Here is a 20,819-nt window from a genome sequence, read left to right on the forward strand (position 1 = left end):
GCTCCCCGGACTCCGCAGGAGGAGACGCTGTCCGGGCTTTTCGCCGAGGTATTGGGTCTGGAATCCGTCGGTGTCGACGACAGTTTCTTCGACCTGGGTGGCGACAGCATCATGTCCATCCAACTCGTCGCCCGCGCCCGGAAGGCCGGACTCGTCCTCACCCCCCGGCAGGTCTTCGAGCACAAGACGGTCGAGGAACTCGCCGCCCGCGCCGCGGCGCCCGTGGCCCGCCGGGCCGAGGCCGACCCCGACGACGGCATCGGCGAACTTCCTCTCACCCCCGTCATGCACTGGCTGCGCGAACGCGGCGGGCCCATCGACCGGTTCAACCAGTCCATGCTGCTCCAGGTCCCCGCGGGCATGCGGCAGGAGGACCTGACCACCGCCCTCCAGACCGTCCTGGACCACCACGACGCGCTGCGCGCCACACTCGACCGCTCGGACGGGAACTGGCGGCTGACGATCGGGAAGCGCGGCACCGTGCCCGCCGCCTCGTGCCTGCGGCGTGTCGACGCCGCGGGCGGCCCCGAGGACACCGTCATCGCCGAGCAGGCCAAGGACGCCTGGGCCCGGCTCTCCCCGGACGACGGGCGGATGGTGCGGGCCGTGTGGTTCGACGCGGGCCCCACCACCCCCGGCCGCCTGCTGCTCGCCGTCCACCACCTGGTGATGGACGGGGTCTCCTGGCGGATCATCGTCCCCGACCTCCGCCAGGCGTACGAGGCGGCCGTCGCCTCACGCCCCGCCGCACTGGACCCCGTCCCGACCTCGCTGCGCCGCTGGTCGCGGCGGCTGACCGAGGAAGCGGCCCGGCGGACCGGGGAGCTTCCCCAGTGGCGGGAGATGCTCCGCGACCAGGAGCAGCCGATCGGCTCCCGGCCCCTCGACCCGGCCCGGGACACCGTCGCCACCTCCGCCTTCCTGCGGCTCTCCCTGCCGCCGGAGGTCACCAACGCCCTGCTGACCACGGTGCCCGCCGCCTTCCGGGCGGGCGTCGACGACGTGCTGCTGACCGCGCTGGCCCTGGCGGTGGCCGAGTGGCGGCGCGGACGCGGCAAGGACGACGGCGCCGGTGTCCTGGTCGCCCTGGAGGGCCACGGCCGCGAGGACATCGTCGAAGGTGCCGACCTCTCCCGTACCGTCGGCTGGTTCACCAACATCCACCCGGCCCGGCTCGACCCGGGCGCGGAGGACTTCGACGAGGTGCGCTCCGGCGGCCCCGCGGCGGGCCGGGCACTGAAGCGGATCAAGGAACAGCTGCGGGCGGTGCCGGACAACGGCATCGGCTACGGCCTGCTGCGCCATCTGCACCCGGAATCCGCCGCACAGCTCTCCGGCGCCGCCAAGCCGCAGATCGGCTTCAACTACCTGGGCAGATTCCCCGCCGCCGGAAACACCGCCGGCACGGCCGCCGACTGGGCCACCGCTCCGGGCGCCGGGACGCTGGGCGGCGGCGCCGACGAGGAGATGGCGTTCGCCCACGCCCTGGAACTCAACGCGCTCACCCTCGACGGGCCGGACGGCCCGAGCCTGTCGGCGGCCTGGTCGTGGCCGACCGGACTGCTGGCCGAGGACGAGGTGCGTCCGCTCGCGGAAGCCTGGTTCCGGGCGCTGGAGGGCATCGTCGCGTACGCCGGCCGGCCCGGCGCCGGGGGCCTGACCCCGTCGGACCTGCCCCTGGTGCGGCTCTCGCAGCGCCAGATCGAGGGCCTGGAGGCCGAGGGACCCGTCGCGGACGTCCTGCCGCTCTCCCCGCTCCAGGAAGGACTGCTGTTCCACTCCCTCTACGACGAGCGGGCGCTGGACGTCTACAGCGTGCAGTTCGTCCTCCACCTGGAGGGACGCCTCGACGTCCGGGCGCTCCGCGCCGCCGCCCACGCCCTGCTGGGCCGCCACGACAACCTGCGTGCCGCGTTCCGGCACACCGGCCTGCCGCGGCCCGTCCAGATCGTCCCCGCGGACACCGTCCTGAGCTGGCACGACGCCGACCTCACCGGGCTCGGAACCGCGGAGCGCGACAAGGAACTGGAACGGCTGCTCGCCGAGGACCGCGGACGCCGCTTCGACCTCGCCGTGTCGCCGCTGATCCGCTTCACCCTCGTCCGCCTCGACGACCAGCACTTCCGGTTCGTCCTCACCAACCACCACATCCTCATGGACGGGTGGTCGATGCCGCTGCTCGTCGCCGAACTGTTCCAGCTCTACCAGCGGCACGGCGACAGCACCGGCATGCCCCGCGTCACCCCGTACCGGGACTATCTGTCCTGGCTGTCGCGGCAGGACCGGGCCGCCGCCGAGCGGGCCTGGCGCGAGGCCCTGGCCGGGGTCGAGGAGCCGACCCTGGTCGCCCCGGCCGACCGCGACCGGGACCCCGCCGAGCCCCAGCAGCTGCGGACCATGCTCCCGGCGGACGCCACCGCCGCGCTCCAGGAGGCCGCGCGCACCCACGGCCTGACCATGAACACCCTGGTGCAGTGCGCCTGGGCCATGGTCCTGGGCACCCTGACCGGCCGGGACGACGTCGTCTTCGGCGGTACGGTCTCCGGCCGTCCGCCGGAGGTCGCCGGTGTCGAGTCGATGGTGGGCCTGTTCATCAACACCCTGCCGGTACGGGTACGGCTCGACCCCGCCGAGTCCGTACGGGACCTCCTGCGGCGCGTACAGGACCAGCAGACCCGGCTCATGGACCACCAGCACCTCGGCCTGGCCGACATCCAGGGGCTGCTCGGCGTCGGCGAACTCTTCGACACCCTCGCCGTCTTCGAGAACTACCCGGTCAGCACCGGAAAGGTCGGCGGGGACGCCGAGGACGGCGGGGTCCGGCTCACCGGCATCGGCGGCCGCGACGCCACGCACTACCCCCTGACCCTCGCGGTCGTCCCGGGGGAGCGGCTGCGGATCGACCTGGGGCACCGACCCGACCTGGTGGACCGGACGTCCGCGGAATCCGTACTGGCCGGCCTGGAACGGCTGCTGACCGCCCTGGCCGCGGACACCGGACGGACCGTCGGATCACTGTCGATGCTCCCCGACGACCTGCGCCGGACCCTCGTCGGCGACGGAAACGCCACCGGCACCGGCGCACCCGCCCGCACCCTCACGGAGGTCTTCGAGGCACAGGTCCGGGCGACGCCCGACGCGCGGGCCGTGGCCGCGGACGGCCGCTCCCTCACCTACGCGGAGCTCAACGCCCGCGCGAACCGGCTGGCGCACCACCTGACCGGTCTGGGCGTGGGTGCCGAGGACCGGGTCGGGGTGCTCATGGAGCGTTCCCCGGACGTCGTCGTGGCGCTGCTGGCGATCGTCAAGGCCGGTGCGGCGTACGTCCCGTTGGACGCTCGCTACCCGGCGTCCCGCCAGGCGCTGATCATGGCGGAGACCGGCGCCACGGTACTGGTGACCGACTCTGCGGAGACCGCCGGGGAGTTGGGGAGTACGGCCCGGCTGGTGCTGCCCGCCGACGTGACCGACGGACCCGAGGACAACCCCCGGGTGCCCGGCCATCCGGGCCGGCTGGCCCATGTGATGTTCACCTCCGGTTCCACGGGCAGGCCGAAGGGCGTCGCGCTCACCCACGAGGGCGTGGTCGCGTTCGCCGCCGACCGGCGGTTCGCCGACGGGCACCGGCGCCTGCTGATGCACGCCTCGCACGCCTTCGACGCCTCCACCTACGAACTGTGGGTGCCGCTGCTGTCCGGCGGCACCGTCGTCGTCGCCCCGCCCGGGAACCTCACCGTCGACGATCTGGCGCGGACCATCGCCGACCACGACGTGGACGCCCTGCTGCTGACGGCCGCCCTGTTCCGGCTGGTGGCCGAGGAGGCGCCCGAGGCGCTGGCCGGTGTGCGGGAGGTGTGGTCCGGCGGCGAGGCGGTGCCCGCCGAGGCGGTGCGCCGGGTGCGGGAGGTGTGCCCGGAGCTGACCGTCGTGGACGCGTACGGCCCCACGGAGGCCACCGTCGTCGCCACCGCCTTCACCGTCCGCCCCGGCGAGCCGGTGCCCCGGCCCCTGCCGATCGGCACCCCGCTGGACGGCAAGCGCGCCTACGTCCTGGACGGCTGGCTGCGGCCGGTGCCCGTGGGCGTGCCCGGCGAACTGTACGTCGCCGGGGCGGGTCTGGCCCGCGGCTACCTCGGGCGGCCGGGACTCACCGCGGAACGCTTCGTCGCCGACCCGTTCGGCGGCGGAGGACAGCGGATGTACCGCACGGGCGACCTGGTCCGCTGGAACGCGGCCGGCCGCCTGGAGTACGTCGGCCGGGCCGACGACCAGGTCAAGATCCGCGGATTCCGGATCGAGCCCGGCGAGATCGAGGCCGCGCTCGCCGCCCGGCCCGGCGTGGCGCAGGCCCTGGTCCGCGTCCACGAGCACCGGCCGGGCGACAAGCGCCTCGTCGCCTACCTGGTGCCGGAGGCCGGTACGGTGCTGGACCCCGCCGCCGTGCGGGAGCAGACGGCCGAACTGCCGGAGTACATGGTGCCGTCGGCGTGCGTCGTGGTCGACGCGCTGCCGCTGACGCCGAACGGCAAGGTGGACCACCGGGCGCTCCCCGCCCCCGAGTACGCCACCACGGGGAGCCGGGGCCCGCGCACACCGAGGGAGGAGACCCTGTGCGGGCTGTTCGCCGAGGTCCTCGACGTGGAACGGGTCGGCGTCGACGACAGCTTCTTCGACCTCGGCGGCCACTCCCTGCTCGCCACCCGCCTGATCAGCCGCATCCGCTCCGTGTTCGGCGCCGATCTCTCCATCCGTACCCTGTTCGCCACGCCGACCGTCGCCGGGCTCATCGAGCGGCTGGACGACGGCCGCGACGCCGACCCCTTCGAGGTGGTGCTGCCGCTCCGCACGGACGGCGACGCGGCCCCCCTCTTCTGCCTGCACCCCGGCGGCGGACTGGCCTGGATGTACGCGGGACTGATGCGGGAGGTCGACGCCCGGCACCCGATCTACGGCATCCAGGCCCGCGGCCTGGCCCGCGACGAGGAACTCCCGCGCAGCCTCGAAGCCATGGCCGCCGACTACCTCGAACAGATCCGCAAGGTGCGGCCCCAGGGCCCCTACCACCTGCTGGGCTGGTCGGTCGGCGGGCTCCTGGCCCACGAGATCGCCGTACAGGCCCAGCGGATGGGCGAGGAGGTCGGGCTGCTGGCACTGCTCGACTCGTATCCCCCGGACGGCGTCCACGCGCAGGAAGAGGTGGCACCGGACCAGACCGAGGTGCTGCTGACGATCCTGGACTTCGCGGGCGTGAACTGGCGGGAACTCGACCGGGACCGGCTGACGTTCGACGGAACGGTCCAGCTCCTGCGGACGTCCGACAGTCCCCTCGCCGACCTCGACGAGGACCGCATCGGTGCGATCGGCCGTGTCCTGTCCAACAACGCCAACATCATGTACCGTCACAATCCGGGGCGTTTCCACGGTGATCCGTTGTTGTTCGTGGCGACGCGGGACGGGGGGCCGAACGCACCGTCCGCCGACAGCTGGCAGGCATACGTCGAGGGGCACGTCCACGCGGTTCCTGTGGACGCCCCGCACAACGACATGTTGCGGCCGGGACCACTTGAGGAGATCGCTCGCATGGTGGCCGCCAAGCTGACGGAGACGGAATGACCACTCAGCTCATACCGGAGGAACGGTCCGCGGCCGGACGGCGGTTGCGACGGACCGCGTCCGCCGCCGTCTGGCTCTGTCTGGCCGCCGCCGTGGTGTTCGCGGCCCGGCTGATGTTCCCCGGGCGGGACGACTACACGGCCCATCTGCTGCCGGTCGCGGTCGCGCCGGTCGCGGCCGTGGTGGGCCTCGGTGTCTCACTGTTCGTCCTGCTCTCCCCGGTGCGGGAGCAGCGGGCGCGGACGGTCGCGGCGCTGGCGGCGGTCGCCGTGGCGCTGATGGTCTGGGCGTCCAGCGGACTGCCGCTCGACGGGCTGCGCCTGGTCGGCGCGATCCCGCTGCCCCTCGACTGGGCGGGCTTCGCGGCCCGGCTGGTCGCGCTCGGCGCGGCCGTCTCCCTGGCGGTCGCCGGCATCCTCTACCACCGCACGGCCCGCGAGGCGTGCCTGCGCTGCGGCCGTACCGGCGGCCGGGAGGAGGGCGCGCCGCCCGCCCTGAAGCGGGCCGGGTACGTGGCCTTCGTCTTCGCCCTGCCGTATCCCGTCATGAAGGCGTACTGGTCCTTCGGCGGGGCGGTCGGCACCGCGGACGGCCATCTGATCAACGGCTTCGGCGACGGATGGGGAACGGTGATCCCCGGCGTGCTCGGCATCCTTCTCGCCCTCGCCCTGGTGCAGCGCTGGGGCGAACGGCTGCCGCACCGCCTGATGCTGCTCGCCGGCGCCGGGGGATCGCTGCTCCTGGTGACGGCCGGCCTCCCCGGCTCCTTCGCGGCCTCGCGCATGGTGGCCGCCCAGGGCCTGGAGGCCGTCCAGGGAGACCTCAGGGCCTGGGTGTTCATCGTGGTCTACGGCGGCTGGCTGGTGATGGGCGTCTGCCTGGCCGCGGCCACCTGGGGCTACTGGAAGCGCAACCGCAGAAGCTGCCCCCGCTGCGGCCCCGCGGACGCGGCGGTCGCGTAGGGGCGGGAGCTCCGGTCCGGTACGGGCGGTCCGTACGGGACCGGAGCTCTGCGGTTTCCGGGGGCCTCTCCCGCCGGGAGCACCGTGTCAGGTCGCCGGGAGCCAGCTCTCGTCGTCCGTGGTGTGGGCGAGGACGCGTTGCAGGAGGTGGCGCAGGAGCGCGGTCTCGTCGGGGGACAGGCCCTTGAGCAGTTCCTCCTCCACCTCTTCCAGCGGTGCTTCGATCCGGGTGAGCAGGTACCGGGCGGTGTCGGTGAGGTCGAGGCGGCGGGAGCGCGCGGTGGCACCGGGGCGTCTGCGGAGATGGCCCGCCCGGACGAGTTCGTCGACCAGCTGGTGCACCGACTGCCGTGTGATGCCGAGCTGCCGGGCCAGTTCCGACGGGGTCAGCGCCGGTTCGAGCCGTAGCTGGGCGAGCAGTCCGTACTGGCGGACGGTCAGGTCGTAGGCCCGTAACCGGGCGTCGGCCCTGCGGGTGGCGACCGTGCTCGCGCAGGCCAGAAGGTAGGGGATGTGTGTCCTCAGGGTGCGGTCACCTCACAGGTGTACGGCCCTCGGGGCGGGGACGGGGGCGGTCGGCCGGGCGGCACCGTGGAGGAGGCGCCGCCCGGCCGTGATTCTGCCGGTTCGGCGGTACGGCCCGTCGCGACGGGCCGTACCGGGACTCCGCGGTGGCTCCGCGTCACTCCGAGGCGTCGCGCATGCCCCGGATGCCCGTCGCGATGCCCAGCGCGGCGACGGCCGCCGCGGCGAGGGTGCCGTGGAGGACCGCCGTGCCGGTGAGATGTCCGGAGAACAGGGCGCGTTCCGCCTCGACGACATGGGTCACCGGGTTGACGCGGCTGAGGACGTACAGCCAGGTGGGCGAGGACGCCTCGGTGAGGGGCAGCAGGAGGCCCGACAGGAGCAGCACGGGGAAGAAGACCGTCTGCTGCACCCCGTAGAACAGCGCCGGCTGCTTCTTGGAGAGGAGCGCCAGCGTGAGCGAGAGCGCCCCGATCCCCACCCCGAACACACTGAGCAGCAGCAGTCCCGCCAGTGCCCCGAGAGGGCGGGGGCGGAAACCGGTCGGCAGCAGGAGGACCAGGATCAGCAGTGCCTGGGCCGGCAGGACCACGATCTCCTTGAGCGCCCGGCCGATCAGCATCGAGGCCCGGCTCATCGGTGTGACGAGCATCCGCTCCAGGGTGCCCGCGGACATCTCGTCGAGGAGGGAGGCACCGGCGCCCGTGGTGGCCGACAGGCCCAGCAGAACGAGCATGCCCGGGACGAACCACTGCCACCGCGCCCCCGCCCCGCCACCGTCCGTCTCCGGTAACAGGGGAGCGAAGAAGGCCAGGAAGAGGACCGGCAGCATCATGGTGAACAGGAGAGCGGCCGGCCGGCGCAGCGTGGGCGTCAGTTCGCGGAGGAACGCGGTGCGGATGTCGAGGATCACCTTCACGGCCGGACCCCCTGGACGGCGTCGGCGCTCTCGCGCAGGGTGCGGCCGGTGAGGGTGAGGAACACATCGTCGAGCGTGGGGCGTTCGAGCGCGGCGGTGAGCACCCGTACTCCCGCCGCCTCCAGGGCTCTGAGCAGGCACGGCAGTTGTGCGTCGCCGTGGGGGGCGCGCATGACGACCTCCGTGCCGGTGACGGTGACCGTGTGGACGGCGGGCAGGGCCTCGGCGGTCCTGGCGGCGTGTGCGGCGTCCGCCGTGCCGGAGGTGGTGACGGTGAGGCGGTCACCGGCCAGGTCCGCCTTGAGCCGTGCGGGCGGAGCGTCGGCGATCACCCGCCCGTGGTCGACGATCATCACCCGCTCGGCCCGGGTGTCGGCCTCGTCCAGATAGTGGGTGGTGAAGAGGACGGTGGTGCCCAGGGCCGTGTGCAGGCGCAGGATGTGCTCCCAGACGGTGGCGCGGCTGTGGGGGTCGAGCCCCGCGGTCGGCTCGTCGAGGAACAGCACATCCGGCTCGTGGACGAGGGCCATCGCGATGTCGAGGCGGCGGCTCTGGCCGCCGGACAGGGTGCTGACCGTCCGGCCCGCCAGGTCCTCCAGGCCGAGCGCGGACAGCAGCAGGTCCGCGCGGTGGCCGGACCGGGCACGGCGCATCCCGTGGGCGCGCCCCTGGGTGACCAGTTCGTCGCGGACCCGGAAGGCCGCTCCGGCGCTCCTTCCCTGGCCGAGGTAGCCGATGCGGCGCCGTACGGCCGCCGGTTCGGCCAGCACATCGCACCCGGCGACGGTGGCGGTGCCCGAGGAGGGGCGGAGCAGTGTGGTGAGCATCCGCAGACCGGTGGTCTTGCCGGCACCGTTGGGTCCGAGGAGGGCGGCCATGGAGCCGGCGGGGACGTCGAGGTCGAGGCCGCGCACGGCTTCGACGGTCCCGCCCTTGACGCGGAAGCTCCGGGTGAGCCCGCGGGAATGGATCATGAGTTCTCCCGGGAAGGGGGAAGGGAAGGAAAGATCGGCCGGCCGGCTCGACGACGAAGGGTGACGGGAAGTCAGTTCCCATTCGCCCTTGACAACGGAGAGCTTAGGACCGTTAATGACGTCTTTGTCAGGCTGCCTGACAAGGGCCGGCCGTTCCTCTCCGCGGGGAGTGGCCGCGCCACCGCCTCAAGGCCCCCCGTGCGCCGGGGGCGGAGTCTCCGGCAGGCGGGCGGCGTGTTCGGCGAGGACGCCGGTGCGGTGGCGTTGGACGCACCAGTAGTAGGCGAAGCCGCCGAGGGCGACGGCGCCGATGAAGAGGAAGGCGCCCCAGCGCAGGTACCAGTGCTGGGGGCCGGTGGCGTTGTAGACGGCGGCGCGGGGCCAGGCGAGGTTGAGGGACATCGCGGCGCCCCACAGGACGGCGAGGACGTTGACGGGGAGGCCGAGGCGGCCCAGGGAGAACCGTCCGGGGTGCGGCTGCCAGGTGCCGCGCAGGCGGCGTACCAGCATGGGCAGGGTCACCATCAGATACGCGAGGTAGATCATGATGATCGCGATGCTGGTGATCACGGAGAAGATCTGCGGCTGGTTGACGTTGAGCAGCAGGACGGCGACCGCCACCAGGCCGATGATCACGGCCGGGAGCACGGGCGTACCGAAACGCGGGCTGACCCGGGCCAGGAACGCGGCCCCGGGAAGGTTGTTGTCCCGGGCCATGGCGAACGCCAGGCGGATGCCCGCGGTGTGCACCGCCAGATCGCACACGGTGATCGCGATGACCACGCACCACAGCACGATCAGCCCGACGGTGGAGCCCAGCGTGCTGAGCACCACGTACTGGAGACCGCCGGTGGCCAGCCGCGGCGACGTCAGGTCGGGGGCGGCCATCAGCGCGAAGAGCAGGATCAGGCCGCCGATGAGGAAGGACGCGACCAGGGCGCGGAGGATGGCGCGCGGGGCGTTGCGCCGGGGGTCCTTGGACTCCTCGCCGAGGGAAGCGGCCGTGTCGAACCCGTACATGACGTACGCGGAGGCCAGCGAGGCGGTGAGGAACGCGCCGAGATAGCCGAGGGGCCGGCCCTGGCCCAGGCCGTGGGTGTGGGTGACGGCGGAGGGGCCGCGGGTGAGGTGCGCGGCGAGCAGGACGATCAGGCAGACCGCGGCGATCAGTTCGATCGCCACACCGGTCGAGTTGATCCGCGCCATCAGCTTGACGCCGAACGCGTTGACCAGGGTGGTGAAGAGGATCAGCACACTGCCCAGCACCACGGCGTTGGCCGCCGCGTCGGTCTTCCCGGTGCCGTCGCCGACGAACTGGAACCAGCCGGAGATCTGCGGCAGCGTGATCTGGTACGCGAGGGCCACAGCGGCCAGCGACACCATGGTGGCGGTGAGCATCAGCCAGCCGCCCAGCCAGCCGAGGTGGGGGCCGCCGAGCTGCTTGGCCCAGTTGTAGACCGAGCCGGCCACCGGATAGCGGGCGGCCAGCTCGCAGAAGCACAGCGCCACCATCATCTGGCCGCAGAACACCATCGGCCAGGACCACCAGTAGGCGGGGCCGCCGTGGCTGACGCCGAAGTAGAACAGCTGGAAGGTGCCGGTGAGGATCGAGATGTAGCTGACGCCGGCGGCGAAGGTCTGGAAATTGCCGAGCGTGCGCTTGAGGTGCGGGTGGTAGCCCATCTCGGCGATGGACGCGTCGTCGTGCCCGTGGTGCGGAAGGCGGGGGAGATGAAGCCGGTGCGGGCCGTGCGCGGGCCGGTGCCCGCCCCCGGGGCCGTCCGCCGGCTCCCGGTCGGCGGGGTCCGGCCCGCTCACGCGAACCACCGTTGCGGCCGGGGCGCCGTGTTGCGCCACACATGCTTGATCTCCTGGTACTCCGCCAGCCCCGCCGGGCCCAGCTCCCGCCCGATCCCGGACTGCCTCATCCCGCCCCACTCCGCCTGCGGCACGTACGGGTGGAAGTCGTTGATCCACACCGTGCCGGCCCGCAGCCGGGCGGCCACCCGTTCGGCGCGCGCCCCGTCCCGCGACCACACCGCGGCCGCCAGGCCGTACACCGTGTCGTTGGCGAGCCGGACCGCCTCGTCCTCGTCACGGAACCGCTCCGCGGTCAGCACCGGGCCGAACGCCTCGTCACGGACGACGGACATGTCGGGGGTGCACTCGTCCAGCACCGTCGGCAGGTAGTAGAAGCCGTCGCGCAGCGCGCGGTCGCCGGGACGCGCCCCGCCGCACCGCAGCACGGCCCCCTCCGCCAGCCCGTCCGCCACATACGCCTCGATCTTCGCGCGGTGCGCGGCGGAGATCAGCGGGCCGGTGCGGGCCTTCTCGTCGAACGGGCCGCCCAGCCGGATGCGCCGGGCCCGCGCCACCAGCTCGTCGAGGAACGCGTCGTGCAGATCGTCCTGGACCAGCAGCCGCGCGCCCGCCGAGCAGACCTGGCCGGAATGGAGGAAGACCGCCGTCAGCGCGTGGTCGACGGCACTGTCGAACTCCGCGTCCGCGAAGACGACATGGGGGTTCTTGCCGCCCAGCTCCAGGGCGATCTTCTTCACCGTGGGCGCCGCAGCGGCCATCACACGGCGCCCGGTGGCGAGGCCGCCGGTGAAGGACACCATGTCCACCCGCGGGTCCTCGGTCAGCGGCGCGCCCACGAGCGGGCCGGTGCCCAGGACGAGGTTGGCGGCACCGGGCGGCAGTCCGGCCTCCGCCAGCAGCCGCATCAGATGGATCGCGGTGTGCGGGGTCAGTTCGCTGGGCTTGAGGACGAAGGTGTTGCCGGCGGCGAGCGCCGGGGCGACCTTCCACGCGGTCTGGAGCAGCGGGTAGTTCCAGGGGGTGATCAGCGCGCAGACGCCGACCGGCTCGTGCCGCACCGTGCTCTGGACGTCCGCGACGCCGCTCTCCACCACCCGGTCGGCGCCCCCGGACGCGACCAGATGGCCGAAGTAGCGGAAGCAGGCGACGACGTCGTCCACGTCGTACTCGCTCTCGACCAGCCGCTTGCCGGTGTCGAGCGATTCGGCGCGGGAGAGCGTCTCCTTGTCCCGGGCCAGCAGGTCGGACACCCGCAGCAGCAGATCGCCGCGGGCGGTGGCCGGGGTCGTGGGCCAGGGACCGTCGTCGAAGGCGGCCCGCGCGGCGGCGACGGCCGCCACGGCGTCGCGCACCCCGCCCTCGTCGACGGTCGCGACCAGGGTGCCGTCCGCCGGGCAGCGGATCTCGCGGACCCGCCCCTCGGCCGCCGCGGTCCACCGGCCGTCGATGAACAGCTCCGGCATGGGGGCCTCCGGTCTCCGGTCGCGCGCCGAGTGACTGTCTCGCCACCGAGCGTAGGGGCGCGGCGGCGAGTCCGCACGGCGCGGACGGCCGGTGAGCGGGGGAGCGGAGGCGGACGGGGACAATGGGGCGCATGCCCGTACCGCCCGCCCGCCACCCGGTCCCCGACGCCGCGGCGTACCTCACCGGACACTGGCACCTCACCCGGACGCTGCACGATCTGCGCACCGGCACCGAGGGCACCTTCCGCGGCACGGCCGTCTTCCGCCCCGAGGACCCGCGGGCGCCGCACGGCCCCCTGCTCCACCGCGAGGACGGCCGTCTGACCTGGGACGGAACGCCCCGCCCGGCCGGACGGACCCTCCGCCTGCGCCCCCGCCCCGACGGGACCGCGACGATCGACTTCGCCGACGGGCGGCCCTTCCACGACCTGGACCTGCGCACCGGCCGCTGGCACACCGTCCACCCCTGCGCCCGCGACCGCTACGAGGGCGTCTTCACCGTCCTCGGCCCCGCCGCATGGCGCCTGGAGTGGCAGGTCACCGGGCCGGAGAAGGAGCAGCTGCTGCGGTCGGTGTACCGCAGGGCGTGACGGGCGCGCCGCCGCCCCGGAGGGAACGGCGTCACCGGGGCGGCGGCGCGGTGGCTCAGCGGTGGCGGAACCGCGGCGGGCGCTTGTCGGTGAAGGCGCCCATGCCCTCCTTCTGGTCCTCGGTCGCGAACACCGCGTGGAAGAGTCTGCGCTCGAAGCGGACGCCCTCCGCCAGGGTGGTCTCGAAGGCCCGGGACACCGCCTCCTTCGCCATCATCGCGACCGGCAGGGACATCCCCGCGACGGTCTCCGCGACCGCCAGGGCCTCGTCCAGCAGGGCGTCCGCCGCGACGACCCGGGAGACGAGACCGGCGCGTTCCGCCTCCTCGGCGTCCATGGTGCGGCCGGTCAGGCACATCTCCATGGCCTTGGCCTTGCCGACCGCACGGGTCAGCCGCTGGGAGCCGCCGATGCCCGGGATCACGCCCAGCTTGATCTCCGGCTGCCCGAAGACGGCGGTGTCGGCGGCGAGCACGATGTCGCAGAGCATGGCCAGCTCACAGCCGCCGCCCAGGGCGAAGCCGGACACCGCGGCCACGGTCGGCGTACGGAGCGCGCCGAGCCGGTCCCAGGCGGAGAACCAGTCGCTCAGATACATGTCCATGTACCCCCGCGGCCGCATCTCCTTGATGTCGGCCCCCGCCGCGAACGCCTTGGGCGAACCGGTGAGCACGACGCAGCCGGTCCCCGGGTCGCGGTCCAGGGCCTCGGTGGCCTCGACGACCTCCTCCATCACCTGGAGGCTGAGCGCGTTGAGCGCCTTGGGGCGGTTGAGCGTCACGAGGGCGGTGCGGCCCCTGCGCTCGACGAGGATGGTGTCGTATGTCGGTCCGGTCATGCCCGCTCACCGTCCCTGAGGGTCCGCACGATGCCGGAGAAGTCCTCCGCCGCACCGGGCCCCTCGGCGAAGGCCGCGAACAGCTCCCGGGCCCGCAGGCCGAGTCCGCCGTCGATGCCCTCCGCCGCCAGGGCGTCCGCCGCGAGACCCAGGTCCTTGGCCATCAGCGGCGCGGCGAACCCGGGCCGGTAGCCGTGGTTGGCGGGGCTGGCGGGCACCGGGCCCGGCACGGGGCAGTTGGTGGTCAGCGCCCAGCAGGCGCCGGACGAGGTGGCGGCCACGTCGAACAGGGCCTGGTGGGACAGCCCCAGACGCTCGCCGAGGACGAACGCCTCACTCACCGCGATCATGGAGATGCCGAGGATCATGTTGTTGCAGATCTTCGCGGCCTGCCCCGCGCCCGCGCCGCCGCAGTGCACCGCCTTGCGGCCCATGGCGTCGAACAGCGGCGCGGCCTCGGCGTACGCGGCCTCCGCACCGCCCACCATGAAGGTGAGGGCGCCGGCCTCCGCACCGGTGACGCCGCCGGAGACCGGCGCGTCCAGGGACCGCGCACCGGCGGCGGCCGCGGTCTCGTGCGCCGTCCGCGCGTCGTCCACGGCGATGGTGGAGCAGTCCACGAAGAGGGTGCCGGGGCGGGCCGCCGCCGGCAGGCCCTCGTCGCGGTAGAGGGAGAGCACCTGCCGCCCCGCGGGCAGCATCGTGATCACCACATCGGCCCCGGCGGCGGCCCGCGCCGCGGACCCGGCCGCCTCGACCCCGGACTCCGCGGCCCTGGCCACCGGTTCCGGCGCCAGGTCGTGGCCGAGGACGCGATGCCCGGCCGCGGCGAGACGGGCGGCCATCGGCCCGCCCATGTGGCCGAGGCCGATGAAGCCGATCGTGCGGGTGTCGCTGCTCACCAGGGCACCTCCTGGGGGACGGTGGTCAGGGGAAGACGGAGTTCACGGTCGCCGAGCGGGGCGAAGAAACGCTCCACCGCGTCCTCGGTGACCTCCGCGAGGGTGGCCGGGCTCCAGCGCGGGGCGCGGTCCTTGCCGATCACCTGGGCGCGGATGCCCTCGGCGAGGTCCGGCGCGGACAGGGCCGCGCAGGAGACCCGGAACTCCTGCTCCAGCACCCGCTCCAGCGGGCCCAGGTGCCGGGCCCGGCGCAGCGCGGCGAGGGTGACCTTGAGCGCGGTGGGGGACTTCGCGGCCAGCGTCCGCGCGGCCTCCCCGGCACCGGGCGCGCCATGGCGGCGCAGCCGGTCGAGGATCTCTTCCACGGTGTCCGCGCGGTAGCAGTCGTCGATCCAGCCGCGCCGCTCCTCCAGCGTGCCCGGCGGCGGCTGCCGCGGATGCGGCGCCAGCGCCTCCCCGAGGGGCAGGGTGGTGAGGTCGTGCAGCAGCCGGGGGAGGGCGGAGGAGTCCACGAAGTGGTCGGCGAGGCCGCACCGCAGGGCGTCCGCCGCGCCGATCCGCGCGCCGGTGAGCGCCAGATGGGCGCCGAGCCCGCCGGGCAGCAGCCCCAGCAGATACGTACCGCCGACGTCGGGGACGAAGCCGATCCCCGTCTCCGGCATCGCCACGACCGACCGCTCGGTGACGATCCGGACGCCGCCGTGCGCGGACAGCCCGACGCCACCGCCCATGACGATGCCGTCCATCACCGCGACATACGGTTTCGGGTAGCGGGCGATACGGGCGTTGAGCCGGTACTCGTCGCGCCAGAAGGCCGCCGCGGCACCCGTTCCCAAGCGCGCGTCCTCGTGGATGGCGCGGAGGTCGCCGCCGGCGCACAGACCGCGTTCGCCCGCGCCGGTGAGGACGACGGTCTCCACGGCCCGGTCGTGCTCCCACTCGGTCAGCGCGGCGTCGATCCGCTCGACCATGGCATGGGTGAGGGCGTTGAGGGCCCGGGGGCGGTTGAGGACGATACGGCCGGCGCGGCCCTCGACGGACAGCAGGACCTCCGGCCCGTCGCCGCTCACCGGAACGCCTCCGTCAGCCCGCGGGCCACGATGACGCGCATGATCTCGTTGGTTCCTTCCAGGATCTGGTGGACCCGCAGGTCGCGGACGATCTTCTCGATGCCGTACTCGCCGAGGTAGCCGTAGCCGCCGTGCAGTTGCAGGGCCCGGTCGGCGACGGAGTAACCGGTGTCGGTGGCGAACCGCTTGGCCATCGCGCACAGCTGCGGTGCCTGCGGATCACCCCGGTCGAGGGCCCCGGCCGCCTGGAGGACCAGCGCCCGGGCCGCCGTCAGCTCCGTCGCCATGTCGGCGAGCCGGAACCGCAGCGCCTCGGAGTCCAGCAACCTGCCGCCGAACGCCTCCCGGTCGGCAAGATGCGCCAGACTGCGGTCGAGGGCGCTGCGGGCACCGCCGAGCGAGCAGGCCGCGATGCCGAGCCGGCCGCCGTTCAGCCCGTTCATGGCGATACGGAACCCCTCGCCCGCACCGCCGAGCATCCGGCCCGCGGGCACCCGCACCCCGTCGAGGACGACCTGCCGGGTGGGCTGCGCGTTCCAGCCCATCTTCCGCTCGTTGGGGCCGAAGGAGACCCCCGGGTCGTCCCGGTCGACGAGGAACGCGGAGATCCCGCGCGGGCCCTCGCCGCCGGTGCGCGCCATCACGAGGTACAGCTGCGAGGACCCGGCGCCGGAGATGAACTGCTTGACGCCGGTCAGCACATGGCCGTCCCCGTCGCGGACCGCGCGGGTGCTCAGCGCCGCCGCGTCGGAACCGGCGCCCGGCTCGGTCAGGCAGTAGCTCGCCAGGTCCTCCATGGCGCACAACCGGGGCAGCCAGCGCTCGCGCTGCGCCGCGTCGCCGTAGCGGTCGATCATCCAGGCGACCATGTTGTGGATGGACAGGTACCCCGCGAGGGACGGGCAACCGGAGGCCAGCGCCTCGAAGACGAGGACGCCGTCGGTGCGCCCGAGGCCCGAACCACCGGACTCCTCACGGACGTAGACCCCGCCGAGCCCGAGCCCGGCCGCCTTGCGCAGCACGTCGAGCGGGAAGTGCTTGTCGCGGTCCCACTCCACGGCGTGCGGGGCGAGCTGGTCCTGGGCGAAGTCGAGGGTGGTCTCGACGAGGGCGAGCTGGTCCTCGGTCAGCATGGTGGTGGTCATCGCCCTCACCCCATGGTCGGCAGGGTGAAGCTCGCGCCCTCCTTGGCCCCGGAGGGCCAGCGCGAGGTGACGGTCTTGGTCCGGGTGTAGAAGCGGATGGCGTCGGGGCCGTGCTGGTTGAGGTCACCGAAGCCGGAGCGCTTCCAGCCGCCGAACGTGTGGTACGCGACCGGCACCGGGATGGGCACGTTGACGCCGACCATGCCGGTGTCCACCCGCCGGGTGAAGTCGCGCGCGGTGTCCCCGTCCCGGGTGAAGATCGCGACACCGTTGCCGTAGGGGTGCTCGCTGGGCAGCCGCAGCGCCTCCTCGTAGTCGGCGGCGCGCACCACGCACAGCACGGGGCCGAAGATCTCCTCCCGGTAGACCCGCATCGACGGGCTCACCCGGTCGAAGAGCGAGGCGCCCGCGAAGAAGCCGTTCTCGTGGCCGGGCAGGGTGAAGCCCCGTCCGTCCACGACGAGTTCGGCGCCCTCGTTGACGCCGATGTCGACATAGCGGCGTACCCGGTCGACGGCGTCCCGGCCGACGAGGGGACCGAAGTCGGCCCCGGGGTCGTCGGACCTGCCGACGCGCAGCGTCCCGATCCGTTCCTTGAGGCGGGCGACCAGGGCGTCCGCGGTGCGCTCGCCGACCGGCACCGCGACGGAGACCGCCATGCAGCGCTCGCCGGCGGAGCCGTAGCCCGCGCCGATCAGGGCGTCCACCGCCTGGTCGAGGTCGGCGTCCGGCATCACGATCAGATGGTTCTTGGCGCCCCCGAAGCACTGGGCGCGCTTGCCGTGCGCGGCGGCGGTGGCGTAGACGTGCGAGGCGACCGGGGTGGAGCCGACGAAGCCGATCGCGCCGACCCGGGGATCGGTCAGAAGGGTGGCGGCCGCCTCCTCGCCGCCGTTGACGACATTGAGGACGCCCGGCGGCAGGCCCGCCTCCAGGAACAGTTCGGCCAGCCGCAGCGGCACCGACGGGTCGCGCTCCGACGGCTTGAGGACGAAGGAGTTTCCGCAGGCCAGCGCGGGCGCGGCCTTCCACAGGGGGATCATCGCGGGGAAGTTGAACGGCGTGATGCCCGCGGCGACACCGACGGGCGCGCGCAGGGAGTGCACATCGATGCCCCGGCCCGCGTTGTCGGTGAACTCGCCCTTGAGGAGGTGCGGGATGCCCGCGGCGAACTCGACGACCTCCAGCCCGCGCTGGATGTCCCCGTGGGCGTCGGCCACGGTCTTGCCGTGCTCGGAGGAGAGCAGCCGGGCCAGCGCGTCCCGTTCCCCCTCGACCAGTTGGAGGAAGCGCAGGAGGACCCGGGCGCGGCGCTGCGGGTTCCACTCGCCCCATTCGCGCTGCGCCCGGACGGCGTCGGCGATCGCCGCCGCGGTGTCGGCGCGGCCGGCGAGCGGCACCCGCGCCTGGACCTCGCCGGTGTTGGGGTCGTGCACATCGCCGTACGTCCCCGAGGTGCCCGGGGTGTGCTCGCCGCCGATGAGATGCGTCAGTTCACGGACCATGGATGCCTGCTCTCGTCAGGTGAGATCCGGGATGGCGCGCCCGTCACCAAGGACCGGGACCGGTGGGGTGCCGGGCGCGGGAACACGTCGGCCCGAAGGCCGTCAGGCGGGGCGGAAGACCGCCCGCGGGGCCGGATCACCAGGATCACGGGTGCGCACCGGTGCCATGCGTGTCTGCTCCATCCTCGTGGACAACACGGAACGTTCCGCGGCCGGTATCCTGACTCCCGGATCTCCGCGCGCTCCCCGGCCTTCCCGGCGGTTCCTCCGCCAGTGGCCTTTCCTGCCAGACGAGCGCACTCCCCGGTCACAGTGGCGGGACCGTGCCGGACTCGCACCGGCTTCCCTGCACCGCGGACCTTGTACTCCGACGATATAGTTGGACGTCCTAGTAAGTCCAGCCCTCACCTCCCGCACGCCGAGTCCGGCCCGGCATGCCGAGGGCCCGGGTCAATGGCCCGGGCCCAGGTGGCACGCGGTCCGCCCTCAGTCCGTGGCGTCGTCCGGCCGCACCGCGCGCAGCGCGTACAGCATCGGGACGATCGGCCGCTCCGGGGGCAGCCGCCACCAGCCGTTCTCCGCCGGCACCATCTCCTCGAAGCGGCGCCACGGCACCCGGTCCGTCTCCCGCAGCAGATCGATCCGCAGCCCCGCCCCGACCAGCGCCGAGACCACCTCACCGAGGCCGTGCCGCCACTCGTAGCACGTCGTCGCGCCGTCGAGCGCCGGCCCGTCGGTGTAGGTGACGGGCGCGTCGCTGCGCAGCGGCCCGCGGCCCGCCATGTAGTCGTGACGCAGAAGGAGTTGCTGGTGCTCCGGCAAGGCGGGGTCGGCGGACAGGCCCAGCGAGTCCAGCAGCGGGTGGAACTCCACCAGGTACAGGGTGCCGCCCGGCCGCAGCAGTCCATGGACGACACGGGCCCAGCGGGGCAGGTCCGGGAGGTAGCACAGCGCCCCCTTGCCCGTGTAGACCACGTCGAACCGCCGCCCGTCCAGCGCCTCGCCCGCCCGGTGGACGTCGGAGCGGACGAACTCCATCCGCCGCCCGCCCTCGGCGGCCAGCCGGCGCGCCTCGGCGACGGCGGCCCCCGAGATGTCCAGGCCCACCGTCCGTGCGCCCCGGTCGGCGAACGCCGCGGTCTCCGTGCCCAGATGGCACTGGAGGTGCAGGACGTCCCGCCCTTCGAGACCTCCCAGGTCCTCCCACTCGAAGGGCGCGAACCAGTCCTCCGCGGTCCGCGTGCCGTTCAGCCCGTAGAAGGCGCTGGCCACATGGACGGGCGTACGGGCGTCCCAGTTCGCCTCGTTGGCCCGCACCATCTCCTCGACCGTCGGTCCACTCGTCTCTGTCTCCATCCGCCCCTTCTACCTCTCCGGGCCACGGGCGTACCAGGGTTCGTACCGCATCCGGCCAACCCTCCGGCGCCGGAGGGGAGTTCCGATGGCGGGGAGTTGCGTGCCGTTGGCCTGATTTGCCCGTACCCGCTCCGGGGGGCCGCGCACACCGCCCGTCCGGGGACGCGGGCGGTGTGCGCAATTGACTGCCCCTGCCACCTGCAACAACCGCTGATCAGTGGGTATGTTGAACCGTGAACCCGGCGCGCCCGGCCGTCGAAGAACGGGGGCGCAGCTCCATGCCGGTGGTGCCGTCACGACGGGATACATGTGCAATGAGCCAGGAACCGAAGCCGCTGTCCAGCGTGGTCGACGTCAGCGTCCCGAGCGTGGCCCGGATGTACGACTACTACCTCGGCGGCAAGGACAACTACGCCGTCGACCGGGAAGCCTGCGAGGAGCTGAGCAAGGTCGTCCCCAGCACCGGTGTGCTGGCGGTCAACAACCGCCGCTTCCTGCGCCGGGCGGTGCGCTGGCTGGCCCAGGAGCACGGCATCCGCCAGTTCCTCGACCACGGCTCCGGCCTGCCCACCCAGGACAACGTCCACGAGGTCGCCCAGGCCGTCGACCCCTCCTCCCGTGTCGTCTACATCGACAACGACCCCATCGTGCTGGCCCACGGCCGCGCGCTGCTGGAGGAGAACGAGAACACCGCGGTCATCCAGGCCGACATGCGGGACACCGAGGGCATCTTCGACAGCCCGGAGGTCCGACGTCTGATCAACCTCGACGAGCCGGTCGCGGCCCTCTTCGTCTCGGTGCTGCACTGCATCACCGACGAGGACGACCCCGCCGCCCTCGTACGCCGGGTCGCCGACCGCCTGGTGCCCGGCAGCTTCCTCGTGGTGTGCCAGCTCGTCAGCGAGGACCGGGCGACCCGGGACTTCGTCACCGAGTTCATGCGGGTCAGCACGGAAGGGCAGTGGGGCCGCGTCCGCACCGAGCGCGAACTGGCCTCCTACCTGGACGGCCTGGAGATCCTGGAGCCCGGCCTCGTCGAGGTCTCGACCTGGCTGCCGGACGCGGACATCGGCCCCAAGCAGCTGACCATGGAGTGGATCGAGTACGGCGGCGTGGCCCGCAAGCCCTGAGGACTC

Annotated in this window: 15 protein-coding genes and 1 riboswitch; of the genes, 4 read left to right on the plus strand and 11 right to left on the minus strand. The window is 73.3% G+C overall.

The genetic code is table 11. From position 1 onward, the window contains the following. Positions 1 to 27: 27 nt before the first annotated feature. The gene (locus tag AC51EU_RS08300; protein WP_496266060.1) at positions 28 to 5,613 is read left to right on the plus strand and encodes an amino acid adenylation domain-containing protein; all 5,586 of its coding nucleotides are present in this window, start codon (positions 28 to 30) and stop codon (positions 5,611 to 5,613) included. Next, positions 5,610 to 6,575, plus strand: a complete 966-nt coding sequence (locus tag AC51EU_RS08305) for a hypothetical protein (protein ID WP_496266038.1) — start codon at positions 5,610 to 5,612, stop codon at positions 6,573 to 6,575. The genes AC51EU_RS08300 and AC51EU_RS08305 overlap by 4 nt, the downstream gene beginning before the upstream one ends. Before the next feature lie 87 nt (positions 6,576 to 6,662). Here the strand turns inward: AC51EU_RS08305 and AC51EU_RS08310 are convergent, their stop codons facing one another. The 5 genes from AC51EU_RS08310 to AC51EU_RS08330 form a co-directional block, all read right to left on the minus strand. Then, positions 6,663 to 7,100 (minus strand): MarR family winged helix-turn-helix transcriptional regulator, encoded by a 438-nt coding sequence (locus AC51EU_RS08310; protein WP_496266061.1) that lies wholly within the window; start codon positions 7,098 to 7,100, stop codon positions 6,663 to 6,665. Positions 7,101 to 7,257: 157 nt separating this feature from the next. Continuing rightward, a complete protein-coding gene (locus AC51EU_RS08315; RefSeq protein ID WP_496266039.1) occupies positions 7,258 to 8,019 on the minus strand; it encodes an ABC transporter permease in 762 nt (253 codons plus the stop codon). Beyond that, positions 8,016 to 8,993 (minus strand): ABC transporter ATP-binding protein, encoded by a 978-nt coding sequence (locus AC51EU_RS08320; protein ID WP_496266040.1) that lies wholly within the window; start codon positions 8,991 to 8,993, stop codon positions 8,016 to 8,018. The genes AC51EU_RS08315 and AC51EU_RS08320 overlap by 4 nt, the downstream gene beginning before the upstream one ends. A 186-nt stretch (positions 8,994 to 9,179) precedes the next feature. Then, positions 9,180 to 10,811, minus strand: coding sequence for an APC family permease (locus AC51EU_RS08325; RefSeq protein WP_496266041.1), 1,632 nt, complete (start codon positions 10,809 to 10,811; stop codon positions 9,180 to 9,182). Beyond that, positions 10,808 to 12,277 (minus strand): aldehyde dehydrogenase family protein, encoded by a 1,470-nt coding sequence (locus AC51EU_RS08330; RefSeq protein ID WP_496266042.1) that lies wholly within the window; start codon positions 12,275 to 12,277, stop codon positions 10,808 to 10,810. The genes AC51EU_RS08325 and AC51EU_RS08330 overlap by 4 nt, the downstream gene beginning before the upstream one ends. A gap of 131 nt (positions 12,278 to 12,408) precedes the next feature. Between AC51EU_RS08330 and AC51EU_RS08335 the strand changes: the two genes are divergently transcribed. Next, complete coding sequence (locus tag AC51EU_RS08335) at positions 12,409 to 12,867, plus strand: DUF6314 family protein (RefSeq protein WP_496266043.1); 459 nt, start codon at positions 12,409 to 12,411, stop codon at positions 12,865 to 12,867. A gap of 55 nt (positions 12,868 to 12,922) precedes the next feature. Here AC51EU_RS08335 and AC51EU_RS08340 read toward each other — a convergent pair whose 3' ends face one another. The 6 genes from AC51EU_RS08340 to AC51EU_RS08365 all read right to left on the minus strand — a co-directional run bounded on the left by AC51EU_RS08340 (position 12,923) and on the right by AC51EU_RS08365 (position 19,683). Then, positions 12,923 to 13,705, minus strand: coding sequence for an enoyl-CoA hydratase (locus tag AC51EU_RS08340; RefSeq protein ID WP_496266044.1), 783 nt, complete (start codon positions 13,703 to 13,705; stop codon positions 12,923 to 12,925). Further along, positions 13,702 to 14,607 (minus strand): 3-hydroxyisobutyrate dehydrogenase, encoded by a 906-nt coding sequence (gene mmsB, locus AC51EU_RS08345; RefSeq protein WP_496266045.1) that lies wholly within the window; start codon positions 14,605 to 14,607, stop codon positions 13,702 to 13,704. Before mmsB ends, AC51EU_RS08340 begins: the two co-directional genes overlap by 4 nt. Beyond that, positions 14,604 to 15,677 (minus strand): enoyl-CoA hydratase/isomerase family protein, encoded by a 1,074-nt coding sequence (locus tag AC51EU_RS08350; RefSeq protein ID WP_496266047.1) that lies wholly within the window; start codon positions 15,675 to 15,677, stop codon positions 14,604 to 14,606. Before AC51EU_RS08350 ends, mmsB begins: the two co-directional genes overlap by 4 nt. Next, positions 15,674 to 16,822 carry an acyl-CoA dehydrogenase family protein gene (locus tag AC51EU_RS08355; protein WP_496266048.1) on the minus strand — a complete coding sequence of 383 codons (1,149 nt, stop codon included), beginning with the start codon at positions 16,820 to 16,822 and terminating at the stop codon, positions 15,674 to 15,676. The genes AC51EU_RS08350 and AC51EU_RS08355 overlap by 4 nt, the downstream gene beginning before the upstream one ends. 5 nt (positions 16,823 to 16,827) lie before the next feature. Next, on the minus strand, positions 16,828 to 18,327 hold the full coding sequence (locus AC51EU_RS08360; RefSeq protein WP_496266049.1) for a CoA-acylating methylmalonate-semialdehyde dehydrogenase: 1,500 nt from the start codon (positions 18,325 to 18,327) through the stop codon (positions 16,828 to 16,830). A 193-nt stretch (positions 18,328 to 18,520) separates the two neighbouring features. Continuing rightward, a riboswitch (cobalamin riboswitch) is annotated at positions 18,521 to 18,698 on the minus strand. A 115-nt stretch (positions 18,699 to 18,813) separates the two neighbouring features. Next, the gene (locus AC51EU_RS08365; RefSeq protein ID WP_496266051.1) at positions 18,814 to 19,683 is read right to left on the minus strand and encodes a class I SAM-dependent methyltransferase; all 870 of its coding nucleotides are present in this window, start codon (positions 19,681 to 19,683) and stop codon (positions 18,814 to 18,816) included. 314 nt (positions 19,684 to 19,997) lie between these two features. Here AC51EU_RS08365 and AC51EU_RS08370 point away from each other — a divergent pair, with 314 nt between their 5' ends. After that, entirely contained in the window at positions 19,998 to 20,813 is an 816-nt protein-coding gene (locus tag AC51EU_RS08370) for an SAM-dependent methyltransferase (protein WP_496266052.1), read from the plus strand. The last annotated feature ends 6 nt before the right edge of the window (positions 20,814 to 20,819 follow it).

The sequence above is a fragment of the Candidatus Streptomyces philanthi genome (assembly GCF_059553635.1).

What these genes read in the sequence shown, in the direction of transcription:
- AC51EU_RS08305 (WP_496266038.1), top strand. Translation starts at nt 5,610, where the DNA reads ATGACCACTCAGCTCATACCGGAGGAACGGTCCGCGGCCGGACGGCGG.
- AC51EU_RS08320 (WP_496266040.1), bottom strand. Translation starts at nt 8,993, where the DNA reads ATGATCCATTCCCGCGGGCTCACCCGGAGCTTCCGCGTCAAGGGCGGG.
- AC51EU_RS08330 (WP_496266042.1), bottom strand. Translation starts at nt 12,277, where the DNA reads ATGCCGGAGCTGTTCATCGACGGCCGGTGGACCGCGGCGGCCGAGGGG.
- AC51EU_RS08335 (WP_496266043.1), top strand. Translation starts at nt 12,409, where the DNA reads ATGCCCGTACCGCCCGCCCGCCACCCGGTCCCCGACGCCGCGGCGTAC.
- AC51EU_RS08340 (WP_496266044.1), bottom strand. Translation starts at nt 13,705, where the DNA reads ATGACCGGACCGACATACGACACCATCCTCGTCGAGCGCAGGGGCCGC.
- AC51EU_RS08355 (WP_496266048.1), bottom strand. Translation starts at nt 16,822, where the DNA reads ATGACCACCACCATGCTGACCGAGGACCAGCTCGCCCTCGTCGAGACC.
- AC51EU_RS08360 (WP_496266049.1), bottom strand. Translation starts at nt 18,327, where the DNA reads ATGGTCCGTGAACTGACGCATCTCATCGGCGGCGAGCACACCCCGGGC.
- AC51EU_RS08365 (WP_496266051.1), bottom strand. Translation starts at nt 19,683, where the DNA reads ATGGAGACAGAGACGAGTGGACCGACGGTCGAGGAGATGGTGCGGGCC.
- AC51EU_RS08370 (WP_496266052.1), top strand. Translation starts at nt 19,998, where the DNA reads ATGAGCCAGGAACCGAAGCCGCTGTCCAGCGTGGTCGACGTCAGCGTC.